The 10,556-nt window shown below is 55.8% G+C and carries 12 protein-coding genes; 5 read left to right on the forward strand and 7 right to left on the reverse strand.

The genetic code is table 11. The features are described from left to right. Positions 1-81: 81 nt before the first annotated feature. Genes FFI61_RS08055 through gshB form a run of 7 tightly spaced genes read right to left on the reverse strand, consistent with a single transcriptional unit; the run spans position 82 to position 5,801 of the window. Complete coding sequence (locus FFI61_RS08055) at positions 82-1,383, reverse strand: dihydroorotase (RefSeq protein ID WP_200202381.1); 1,302 nt, start codon at positions 1,381-1,383, stop codon at positions 82-84. Next, positions 1,380-2,402, reverse strand: coding sequence for an aspartate carbamoyltransferase catalytic subunit (locus tag FFI61_RS08060; protein WP_200202382.1), 1,023 nt, complete (start codon positions 2,400-2,402; stop codon positions 1,380-1,382). The genes FFI61_RS08055 and FFI61_RS08060 overlap by 4 nt, the downstream gene beginning before the upstream one ends. A gap of 27 nt (positions 2,403-2,429) precedes the next feature. Beyond that, positions 2,430-2,939, reverse strand: coding sequence for a bifunctional pyr operon transcriptional regulator/uracil phosphoribosyltransferase PyrR (gene pyrR, locus FFI61_RS08065; RefSeq protein WP_200202383.1), 510 nt, complete (start codon positions 2,937-2,939; stop codon positions 2,430-2,432). A 15-nt stretch (positions 2,940-2,954) separates the two neighbouring features. Further along, positions 2,955-3,386, reverse strand: coding sequence for a Holliday junction resolvase RuvX (gene ruvX / locus FFI61_RS08070; RefSeq protein ID WP_200369867.1), 432 nt, complete (start codon positions 3,384-3,386; stop codon positions 2,955-2,957). Next, positions 3,379-3,945 (reverse strand): YqgE/AlgH family protein, encoded by a 567-nt coding sequence (locus FFI61_RS08075; RefSeq protein WP_200369868.1) that lies wholly within the window; start codon positions 3,943-3,945, stop codon positions 3,379-3,381. The genes ruvX and FFI61_RS08075 overlap by 8 nt, the downstream gene beginning before the upstream one ends. After that, the gene (locus tag FFI61_RS08080) at positions 3,942-4,808 is read right to left on the reverse strand and encodes an energy transducer TonB (RefSeq protein WP_200369869.1); all 867 of its coding nucleotides are present in this window, start codon (positions 4,806-4,808) and stop codon (positions 3,942-3,944) included. The genes FFI61_RS08075 and FFI61_RS08080 overlap by 4 nt, the downstream gene beginning before the upstream one ends. Positions 4,809-4,847: 39 nt before the next feature. Continuing rightward, positions 4,848-5,801, reverse strand: a complete 954-nt coding sequence (gshB, locus tag FFI61_RS08085) for a glutathione synthase (RefSeq protein WP_200202387.1) — start codon at positions 5,799-5,801, stop codon at positions 4,848-4,850. Positions 5,802-6,099: 298 nt separating this feature from the next. On the opposite strand from gshB, the gene pilG reads away from it, so the two are divergent. The 5 genes from pilG to FFI61_RS08110 all read left to right on the forward strand — a co-directional run bounded on the left by pilG (position 6,100) and on the right by FFI61_RS08110 (position 10,550). After that, entirely contained in the window at positions 6,100-6,492 is a 393-nt protein-coding gene (gene pilG / locus FFI61_RS08090) for a twitching motility response regulator PilG (RefSeq protein ID WP_100637866.1), read from the forward strand. A 35-nt stretch (positions 6,493-6,527) separates the two neighbouring features. Beyond that, positions 6,528-6,890 (forward strand): twitching motility response regulator PilH, encoded by a 363-nt coding sequence (pilH, locus tag FFI61_RS08095; RefSeq protein ID WP_200202388.1) that lies wholly within the window; start codon positions 6,528-6,530, stop codon positions 6,888-6,890. A 19-nt stretch (positions 6,891-6,909) separates the two neighbouring features. After that, positions 6,910-7,455, forward strand: a complete 546-nt coding sequence (locus FFI61_RS08100; protein ID WP_200202389.1) for a chemotaxis protein CheW — start codon at positions 6,910-6,912, stop codon at positions 7,453-7,455. 92 nt (positions 7,456-7,547) lie between these two features. Then, positions 7,548-9,623: a methyl-accepting chemotaxis protein gene (locus tag FFI61_RS08105; RefSeq protein ID WP_200202390.1), complete on the forward strand. Its 2,076-nt coding sequence runs from the start codon at positions 7,548-7,550 to the stop codon at positions 9,621-9,623. 27 nt (positions 9,624-9,650) lie between these two features. After that, positions 9,651-10,550: a CheR family methyltransferase gene (locus FFI61_RS08110; RefSeq protein ID WP_200202391.1), complete on the forward strand. Its 900-nt coding sequence runs from the start codon at positions 9,651-9,653 to the stop codon at positions 10,548-10,550. Positions 10,551-10,556: the final 6 nt, after the last annotated feature.

Consider the following 10,556-nt stretch of genomic DNA (forward strand, 5'->3'; position numbering starts at 1 on the left):
TAAGCAACATTTTGGATTATGTGATGGTGTCGACAAAGATTGGCTGACCCCAGGCGCATTTTATAGCCAGACCCGGCGTTTTCAGGCGCCAGGCCAGGCTTCCCGCCCTTCCACCAGTGTAAACCGAACGACGCCAGGCAGCGGCCGATCAAGCACTGGCGCGTGATGCCCCGCAGAAATCAGGGACCGCTTACTTGGCGTCCAGTGCGCTTCAGGATCAAATACGCAAAGGTCGGCTACATCATCCTGACCAATCGTAGCGTTAAGCCCAACCACTGAAGCCGGGCCCGAAGTAAGCCCGCGAATCAGCTCGGCAAGGGTAAACTCGCCCCTCTGAACCAGCTCAAGCCCCAGAGACAGCAGGCTTTCTATGCTGGAAAGACCAGGTTCAGTGTCTGGCAACGGCGCCTGTTTTGCTGCGCTTTCATGGGGCAGATGCTGGCTGACGATGGCATCAATTACACCTTCGCGAACGCCAGCAACCAGTGCTTGACGATCCGCCTCTGAACGCAACGGCGGACGCAAGTGGAAGCGGCTGTCAAAGCCCGACAACGCCTCCTCTGTAAAGACCAGCTGATGCATGGCTACGTCGGCGGTCACAGCAATGCCACGACTGCGGGCGTCGGCAACCATCTCCACGCTGCGGCCGCATGAGAGCTGGCTCAGGTGCAGTCTCACGCCAGTTTCTTCGGCAAGCAGCAACATCTCCATTACAGCAGCGGTTTCTGCCACCTCCGGAATACCCAGCAAGCCGAGGCGAGCCGACACTAGGCCATCATGGGCGTAGCCGTCTGCAGCCAGGGATTGATTCTCCGGGCGCAACATCACGATCAAACCAAAGGTCTGGGCATAGGCCATGCAGCGGCGCAACACTCGGGCATTGCGCACACCGCGGGAACCATTACCCACAGCAATACAGCCGGCAGCAGTCAGGCCCGACATATCACTGAGCATTTCCCCATCAAGCCCGCGGGTGAGTGCACCCACGGGCAACACCCGAATCGGCGAGCTGACATAAGCGCCATCCCTGATCAGGTGAGTCACGGCTCGGGAGTCATTAACCGGTGAGGTCTCCGGAGACACGCATACAGTGGTGAAGCCGCCCCGGGCAGCAGCGCGGGTTTCGGACACCATGTTGCCTTTCTGGCCATTGCCCGGCTCACGCAGGTTGCAAGACAGATCAACAAAACCCGGTGAAATTACACAACCCCTTGCGTCAAATGACTGGTCTGCATCGGCTTTTTCAGCCGCTTCGCCAATGGCTGCGATGCGCCCGTTTCTAATTAACAGGGCAGAGTTAGGGGTTTCACTTCCATGGCCATCCAGAAGTCGGCCGCCAGTGATTTTCAGGCTGGCGCCGGAAAAATGGTCGTTACCGCTCATGCCAAGCCCCTCTCATTTATCTCGTTCTGTTTCTGCTGCCGCTCGGCCATTTGCCCGCCCATCGCCATGGACATCACAGCCATGCGGATGGCAATACCATTGGTGACCTGATTCAGGATCACCGATTGCGGGCCATCCGCCACTGCGGATTCAATTTCGACGCCACGATTAATCGGGCCCGGGTGCATGACAATGCATTCGGGGTGCGCCAGTGCCAGCTTGTCCTGACTCAAACCGTAGAGCCGGTAAAACTCACGCTCACTGGGCAGCAGTGCACCTTCCATTCGTTCTTTCTGCAGGCGCAGCATGATCACCACGTCCAGGTCCTTCATACCCTTGGCCATGTCGTATTCCACGGTGCAGCCGAGGCTTTCCACATCTTTTGGCAACAGGGTTCCGGGGGCGATAACCCGTATCTGTTCGGCACCCAGCTCATTCAGCGCACGGATTTGGGAGCGCGCTACACGCGAGTGCAGGATGTCGCCCACTATGGCCACTTTAAGGCCCTCAAAACCGCCCTTGTGCTGCCGAATAGTCAGCATATCGAGCATGGCCTGGGTTGGGTGAGCATGGCGACCGTCGCCTGCATTAATAATGGCTACGCCTGGGGTAACGCTTTCAGCAATAAAGTGGGGCGCACCGCTCTGGGCATGACGCACAACAAACATATCGCTGGCCATGGCCTCAAGATTCAAAAGCGTGTCTGAGAGCGATTCGCCCTTGGACGTTGCGGAGGTGTTTATATCGAGGTTAAGTACGTCGGCAGACAGGCGCTTTGCAGCAAGCTCAAAGGTACTGCGGGTGCGGGTGCTGGCTTCAAAGAACAGGTTGACCACGGTTCGGCCTCGCAGCAGAGGCACTTTCTTGATACTTCGCTCACCCACTTCGATAAAGGAATCTGCAGTATCCAGAATGTCGGTCAGCAATTCCCTGCCCAGCCCGTCCAAAGTCAGAAAATGCCGCAACTGGCCATCCCGGGTAAGCTGCAAGTGGTTAGGGGAAGCTAGGTTTGCGGTCATGGAGTGCCTGCTATCGGGTTCGGAGGTTTACTGTTCGGCTGCCTGAATTTCTATCCGGAGCGGATCCGGGCCACGAAGTTTTATGCGCTGCGGCGCATCCAGCTTCAGCGACTGCCCGGCCACATCAGGCTGGATGGGCAATTCACGGGCACCGAGATCAATCAACGTGGCGAGTATGATACTGGCTGGGCGACCATAATCGAACAGCTCATTCATCGCCGCACGTATGGTTCGGCCACTCATAATAACGTCGTCCACCAATATGATATCCCGGTCTTCGGTATCAAACGGCAGGCTTGAGGGGGTTACCTTGGGGTTGAGCCCAATCCGGCTGAAGTCATCCCGGTAGAAAGAAATATCCAGCTCACCGAACGGCTCTTCAATCCCGAGGCGCTTGCCAATGATATCTGCTACCCATACGCCACCGGTGCGGATGCCGATAAGCACCGGCGACTTGATACCGCGTTCTTCAAGCAGGTTACGCAGCCCCGCCTCCAACTTGTCCAGAAGCTGGTCCACATCAAGCAATGCGCTCATTAAATCCTCACTTTATTATTCTGTTTGCAGCCGACACCAGGTTTCCAGTATCAGCACCGCTGCGCGATCGTCCACGCCGTGACGGCCATAGTCCCGGCTACCACCGGCAGCCATCACCTGGCCCTTTGCTTCGTAACTGGTCAGGCGCTCATCTACCATGTCGATCGGTACATGAAAACGGCCATGCAGGCGCTTACCAAACTTTCGGGCGCGGCCACACATGTCATTTTCGCTGCCATCCATATTCAGAGGCAGGCCAACCAGCACCAGATCCGGCTGCCACTCCGCCAACAGCTTTTCGAGCTGAGCCCAATCGGGGGTTCCGTTGTCGGCGGGGATCATCACCAGAGGCTGGCCTGTACCGATCATCTCCTGCCCCATAGCCACGCCAATACGGCGGAGACCAAAATCGAATGCCATCACACTGCGCTGACCGCGTTCAGGCATGCCCCACCGTTTCACTGAGTTGGTTAATATCTATCCCTATCAGGCCAAGAACAGCCTTGTAACGGTCAGCCCAGGGTGTCCTGAACAGAATGTCGGTAGTAGCAGGACAGGTTAACCAGGAATTGCTGCCCAACTCCTCCTCCAACTGCCCTTCACCCCACCCCGAGTATCCCAGAGCCATCAGAAACTCCTTCGGGCCCTCGTTGAGGCCAATACCGGCCAGTATATCGCGGGAGGTGGTCAACATAACGTCGTCAGAAACTTTGGCAGTACTTTGCCAGTCTGCTCCGGGGGAGTGCAGCACGAACCCTCGCTCCTGCTCCACCGGCCCACCGCTGAACACAGGCAGGTCAAGCTCGCCACCCTGGAGATCAAGCTGTTCCAGAATCTCCCCCAAATGAATATCCAGAGGCTGGTTGACCATCAACCCCAAGGCTCCATCACTGGAGTGCTCACAAAGGTAGATAACAGCGCCGTGAAAGCGAGGGTCCGCAAGATAGGGCGATGCCACCAGAAAGTGATGTCGCAAGCTGTGAGGAGAATGCTTAGATGCCGTCATCCAGATGTCAGCCCCCTTTGCTGGAAGGACCAGGTGCGTATGATTTCCAGTTCATCCACTTCTTTTCGCATATCGTCAGGAAAAGGCGCGAAGGGCGCGGCCATCCTGACGATACGAATGGCTGCATCATCCAGCAGTGTACTGCCCGACGATTGCAGAATAGCCACTTCCTTGATTGTGCCATCTTTCTGCATGGATACCAGCATTCGCAGGGTGCCATAAACGCCGGCACGTCGGGCTTCGGTGGGATAGTTGATATTGCCAACCCGCGTAACCTTGCTTACCCAGTTCTGCACGTACCATGCGTTGCTGGATTTCAGGGTGGAAGCTGCGGTCACCCGCATCACTCTGGGTTTGCGGGCATAGGCCTGCTGCTGGGCATCAAAGCGCGCTTCCAGACTGGCAATCTCAAGACTACGCTCCATCAGGCTTTTCTTTTCTTTAACCGGCAAGGGCTCGTCTTCTGGTTCAGCGCGCTGCTCAGGCTGCTGAACCTGCTGAGTGGATCGTCCCTCCGTTTGCACAACCGCACGCTCCTGCCGGCGAACTGGTTCCACCTGGGCCATGGGCTCCGGCTGCACCTGAGCCACTTCCGGCTGGCTGATGTCCGCGGGTTGCGGCGAGGTCATTTCCCGGGGTTCATCCTCGGTACCACTGCCCTGCTGGTTGGTCTGCGCCAAAAAATCTGCCTTGTCCGGCGCCTGCTCATCATCAAACTGCGACAGGGTGATTTCCATTGTCTGGGCAGAAGAGCGCGGAGACTCCGGGGCAAAGGTAATCCCCAACACTACAACTGCATGCACCACCAGCGCCATAAACAGCGTGAAGGAAAACCTGTCAAAATCGCTTACCTGCACCGCCATGACTAAACCCGTTCCCGTAGTTGACCCATTATACTCACGTCAGCCCCGGTTAAGACGCTTCGCAATGGCATCAATCAACATTCCGCCAATATCTGTCCCGAAGGTGTCATCCAGCTCCCGGATGCAGGTTGGGCTGGTGACGTTGATTTCGGTCAGATAATCACCGATCACATCCAGGCCTACAAACATCAAGCCCTTCTCTTTAATTACCGGAGCCACCCGCGCGCAGATTTCACGATCCCGGTCAGTCAGCTCACGACCCTCACCGCGACCACCGGCCGCGAGATTTCCGCGATTTTCACCTTGCGAAGGAATTCGCGCAAGGGAGTAGGGTACGGCTTCGCCTTCAATCATCAAAATGCGCTTGTCGCCATCGCTGATTTCCGGAATGTATTTCTGGGCCATGGCCTGGCGGGCACCATAGTTGGTCAGGGTTTCAATAATCACCCCCAGATTAAAGTCGTTTTCCTTGACGCGGAAAATGGAATGACCACCCATGCCATTCACTGGCTTCATGATGATGTCGCCATGCTCCGCATAAAACTTCCGAAAACGCTTCGCCGACCGACTGACAAGCAACGGCGGAGTCAGATCCTCAAACTGGGTAGCGAACAGCTTTTCGTTGCAGTCGCGCAAAGCTGCTGCCGGGTTAACCACCAAAGCGCCCTGTTGCTCGGCGGCTTCAAGGATATAGGTGGACATAAGGAACTCATCATCAACGGGCGGATCCTTGCGCATCAGGATTGCATCGAGATCGCCCAAAGCACGATCCCTGGCAGGGCCGTAGCTAAACCAGTCTTCCGGATCCTTGCGCACCGTCAGGCTGCGCGTATGCGCCATCGCCTTGCCGCCGTCCAGATAAAGGTCTTGCAGCTCCATGTATTCGATTTCCCAGCCGCGGTTTTGCGCAGCCAGCAACATCGCCAGTGAGCTGTCTTTTTTGAAATGGATATCCTCAATCGGATCCATCACGATCCCTAGTCGAACTGTCATAGTATTTCTGGCGCTCCTGGGGGTGAAAAACAAGAACCGGTATGCAGAGTAAACCGGGCAATAAGTGCTATGCTGAGAAATCAGATGGTATTGTACCCGAGCCTTGAATGCATCCGGAGAAATCCTGGGTAAATTACGTGATGTTGCAGGCAAAAGTACATTTGGTCACAAAGTAATACTTTTTATCGGGCCACTGATAATCTATAAATGAACAGGGTTTATAGAAGAACCTTAAGGTTTATGCTAAAAAGCCCCCGTTTAAAACAATGACAGTCGCTGAGCGCAAGGCACCTGGACAATGGATGACAACTTCGAGAACTTGAAGATCATGGTGATCGACGATAGCAAGACCATCCGTCGCACCGCAGAAACCCTCCTGAAGAAGGTAGGCTGTGAGGTTATCACCGCGACAGACGGTTTTGACGCTTTGGCAAAAATTGCCGACTCACAACCGGACATCATCTTTGTGGATATCATGATGCCCCGCCTGGACGGCTATCAGACCTGCGCGCTCATCAAGAATAATTCCTCATTCAAAAAGACGCCGGTCATTATGCTGTCAAGCAAAGACGGGCTTTTCGATAAGGCCAAGGGTCGCATCGTCGGCTCTGACCAGTACCTGACCAAACCGTTCAGCAAGGATGAGCTGCTTAACACCATTCGCCACTATGTACCTGTGGCTCCACAGTAAACCCTGCTGACATCTAAAGAACCATCGAGGAACCAATGGCTCGCATTCTGATTGTTGACGACTCTCCTACCGAGGTTAAGAAAATCTCCACCATTCTGGAAAAGCACAAACACGAAGTGCTTACAGCCGATAACGGTGCAGATGGTGTAGCCAAGGCCCGCGCCGAAACCCCGGATCTGGTACTCATGGATGTGGTTATGCCTGGCCTCAATGGCTTCCAGGCAACCCGCCAGCTTACCCGGGCCCCCGAAACGGCTTCCATTCCGGTGATTATTGTCACTACGAAGGATCAGGAAACTGACCGTGTATGGGGCACCCGCCAGGGCGCCAAAGGCTACTTGGTCAAGCCGGTAAACGAAGACGACCTGATCAAAACAATCAACAGCTTGATTGGCTGATCCTAACTTCGGAGAAAGCATGTCCGCACAGGCCGCCCCCTTTGCCGTACTGACGGATATCGCCCGACGCAGCCGATCCATGGCCGCCGGTCTGCCCGAACAGCAAGAAGCCGTTGAACTTTGGAACGGTATCGGCTTTGTTCTCGCAGGCGAGCGCTATGTGGCTCCTATGGGTGAGGTCACTGAAATACTGCACGTTCCCCGGTTTACACATATACCGGGCGTACGGCCGTTTCTGATGGGCGCCGCCAACGTGCGTGGGCGCCTCCTTCCTCTGGTTGATCTTGCCGGCTTTTTTGACATTCCCCGCTCATCCCGCAGTCAGCGGGAGCGGCGGGTGCTTGTGATTGAGCAGGGTGACATCTTCAGTGGTTTGGTCGTCGATTCAGTGTTGGGCATGCAGTACTTTGCAACCGATAGTTTCAAGGCCACACCCGCGGGTGTACCTGAAAGTGTTCAGCCGTTTGTTGCAGGCGGCTATGAACGAAACGAAGAAGTCTGGAAAGTGTTTTCCGCCGTCGACCTGCTCGAAGACGAACGCTTTCTTGACGTCGCGCAGTGGTAAGGGTGATGACAGTGGCAGGAAAAACACCCTGACTGCCTGAAACCTCATTAAAACAACTTGCCAAATTCCAGATAGAGGCCGGGAGCCAGAAAATGAAAAACAGAGCCGGAAGAATCGGTACGGGTCAGGGGGGCAACAAACTCGTTGCTGGCCTGATTACCTCGCTGATCGCACTCACTGTCCTGCTCGTTGTGGTCCTGTTTATCATCAACAGGGACAGCCAGAACGACCAGGAATACATTGCCAACGCAGCTGAACTCAGGGTGCTATCGCAGGAAATCGCGAAAAACGCGACTGAAGCCGCCGGTGGTACCGCCGAGGCGTTCAACCAGTTGCGCCGTTCCCGCGATGAGTTCCAGCAGCTCTGGTCCAACGTTACTGAAGGCAACCCGGAAACCGGCCTGCCGCCCAGTGAACTGGCCCGCGAAAGTGGTGTTCAACAGCACTGGAATTCGGTACGTGAGAACGCAGACAGCATCCTGTCCACCCGGGACGCCGTTCTTGGCCTGCACGAAGTAGCACGCACCTTGAACGAAACCATCCCCCAGCTTCAGGTTGAGTACGACGATATTGTACAAATCCTGCTGGATAGCGGTGCACCAGCCGAACAGATTGCACTGGCTCAGCGCCAGTCACTGCTTGCAGAGCGTATTGTGCGCTCGGTAAACAACGTACTCTCCGGTGACGAAGACGCCGTAATTGCCGCTGACCGCTTTGGTCGTGACGCCAGCTTGTTTGGCCGCGTACTCGACGGTCAGTTGAACGGCAACCCGACAATGGGCACAACCAGGGTTGATGATGAAGACGCAATCTACGGTCTTGAGGCTGTTGATGAGCTGTTCGAGTTCGTCGCCCAGAACGTAGACGCAATCCTTGAAGCCTCTCCCGACCTCTTCAAGGTACGTAACTCAGCCAGCGACATCTTCCAGAACTCCGAGATCCTGCTGTCTGAACTGTCTGTTCTTGCCGAAAGCTTCCGTGCCCAAAGTGGCTCGCGGCTGGTAAGCCCGACTCTGGCATTTATTATCCTGATCGCCATGGTTGCCATGGTTGTATTCATCGGTCTTGCCCTGTACCGGGAAGCACAGACGCGCCTGTCTACTACCCAGGAGCAGAACGAGCAAAACCAGAATGCGATCCTGCGACTGCTGGACGAACTGGCCGACCTCGCTGATGGTGACTTGACCACAGAGGCCACAGTAACCGAAGACTTCACCGGTGCCATCGCTGACTCCATCAACTACGCGATCGACCAGATGCGCGGATTGGTACAGGCGATTCGTGGTACTGCGGTACGAGTAGCCTCCGCGGCCCAGGAAACCCAGTCCACCGCCATGCACCTGGCCGACGCTTCCGAGCACCAGGCCCAGGAAATTGCCGGTGCCTCTGCTGCTGTTAACGAAATGGCTGTCTCTATCGACCAGGTATCTTCCAACGCTGCTGAATCTTCTGCGGTTGCGGAGCGCTCGGTTGCCATCGCCAAGAAAGGCGCAGAAGTGGTACAGAACACCATTCGCGGCATGGACAACATCCGTGAGCAGATCCAGGAAACTTCCAAGCGTATCAAGCGTCTGGGTGAGTCTTCCCAGGAAATCGGTGACATCGTATCCCTGATCAACGACATTGCTGACCAAACCAACATCCTGTCTCTGAACGCTGCTATCCAGGCCTCTATGGCCGGTGACGCGGGTCGAGGCTTTGCGGTAGTTGCGGACGAAGTTCAGCGCCTTGCGGAACGCTCCTCTGCAGCAACCAAGCAGATTGAAGCGCTGGTTAAGACGATCCAGTCTGACACCAACGAAGCTGTTATCTCCATGGAACACACCACCGCCGAGGTGGTACGTGGTGCACGACTGGCACAGGACGCGGGTATCGCGCTCGAAGAAATCGAGAACGTATCCATGAGCCTTGCGGAACTGATCCAGAACATTTCCAACGCGGCACGCCAGCAGTCGTCTTCTGCGGCACACATTTCCAACACAATGAACGTTATCCAGGAAATCACTTCCCAGACCTCATCCGGTACCAACGCTACCGCGAAGTCTATCGGGAATCTGGCGGAAATGGCTTCCGAGCTGCGGTCCTCCGTTGCCGGCTTTACGCTGCCCGAAGAAGATATGGCAGGCCACGACGAAGAGGAAGACAGCAACGTTCCGGTGGTGGGCTGATTTACAGCCCGAGGCTAATGGCGGTTTATGTCTGAACTTCATAACAACCCGTCAACTGCCGAAAGCGCCTGGTTTCTGCGCCGTCTTCCGGAAATGGATGAGGCGCAGTTCAGCCAGTGGCAGACACTACTGGAACACCGTACCGGCATGACACTGCCTGCAGAGCGCCGCTCGTTTCTGGAAACCAATCTGGCTATCCGGATGCGGGAAATAGGCTGCAGCAGCTATCAGGCCTACTACGAAACGATTATCTCGGGGCCGGATGCCATTCGGGAATGGTCAACGCTGGTGGACCGGCTTACGGTGCAGGAAACCCGTTTTTTCCGGGACCCTGACGCCTTCCGGCTGGTCGCCGACTATGTCCTCACACGACCAAGAGAGCAGTTCCGAAAGCGGCCGATTGAGGCCTGGAGCGTCGGTTGCTCATCTGGTGAAGAGCCTTACACCTTAGCCATGGTGCTGAACGAGTGTATGGCTCAACTGGGGCTACAGCCGCTCTATGGCGTAACCGGTTCGGACATCAGCACACCGGTTATCGAGAAGGCCCGGACAGGCCAGTTCAATGCCCGCAAACTGCTGGGCATGGAAGAAGACTTGAAAGCCCGGTATTTCCGCCCGGCCGAGCGGAACACCGTAGAAATTGTCGAAAGCATCCGGGAGCGGGTCTGCTTTACCAGACTGAATGTGCTGGATCTGGATAAAGCGCCCATGCACGGAATGAATATTATCTTCTGCCAGAATTTGCTGATCTATTTCCGTCGCTGGCGCAGACGGGACATTGTCAGGCGTCTTGCAGAGCGGCTGGCGCCCGGGGGACTACTGGTTCTGGGCCAGGGAGAGCTGACCGACTGGCAGCCCCCGGGCTTACAAAAAGTACCCTCGGAACATGTACTGGCGTGGATCAAGCGCCAGACTGACGAAGAATAACCGGAG

Source organism: Marinobacter sp. DY40_1A1 (assembly GCF_016597815.1).
Taxonomy (GTDB): Bacteria; Pseudomonadota; Gammaproteobacteria; order Pseudomonadales; family Oleiphilaceae; genus Marinobacter; species Marinobacter xiaoshiensis.

Excerpts from the sequence above, each read along its gene's own strand:
- FFI61_RS08060 (WP_200202382.1), bottom strand. The coding sequence starts at position 2,402 with ATGACCGCAAACCTAGCTTCCCCTAACCACTTGCAGCTTACCCGGGAT.
- ruvX (WP_200369867.1), bottom strand. The coding sequence starts at position 3,386 with ATGCCTGAACGCGGTCAGCGCAGTGTGATGGCATTCGATTTTGGTCTC.
- FFI61_RS08100 (WP_200202389.1), top strand. The coding sequence starts at position 6,910 with ATGTCCGCACAGGCCGCCCCCTTTGCCGTACTGACGGATATCGCCCGA.
- pilG (WP_100637866.1), top strand. The coding sequence starts at position 6,100 with ATGGATGACAACTTCGAGAACTTGAAGATCATGGTGATCGACGATAGC.
- FFI61_RS08055 (WP_200202381.1), bottom strand. The coding sequence starts at position 1,383 with ATGAGCGGTAACGACCATTTTTCCGGCGCCAGCCTGAAAATCACTGGC.
- gshB (WP_200202387.1), bottom strand. The coding sequence starts at position 5,801 with ATGACAGTTCGACTAGGGATCGTGATGGATCCGATTGAGGATATCCAT.
- FFI61_RS08110 (WP_200202391.1), top strand. The coding sequence starts at position 9,651 with ATGTCTGAACTTCATAACAACCCGTCAACTGCCGAAAGCGCCTGGTTT.
- pyrR (WP_200202383.1), bottom strand. The coding sequence starts at position 2,939 with ATGAGCGCATTGCTTGATGTGGACCAGCTTCTGGACAAGTTGGAGGCG.
- pilH (WP_200202388.1), top strand. The coding sequence starts at position 6,528 with ATGGCTCGCATTCTGATTGTTGACGACTCTCCTACCGAGGTTAAGAAA.
- FFI61_RS08080 (WP_200369869.1), bottom strand. The coding sequence starts at position 4,808 with ATGGCGGTGCAGGTAAGCGATTTTGACAGGTTTTCCTTCACGCTGTTT.
- FFI61_RS08075 (WP_200369868.1), bottom strand. The coding sequence starts at position 3,945 with ATGACGGCATCTAAGCATTCTCCTCACAGCTTGCGACATCACTTTCTG.
- FFI61_RS08105 (WP_200202390.1), top strand. The coding sequence starts at position 7,548 with ATGAAAAACAGAGCCGGAAGAATCGGTACGGGTCAGGGGGGCAACAAA.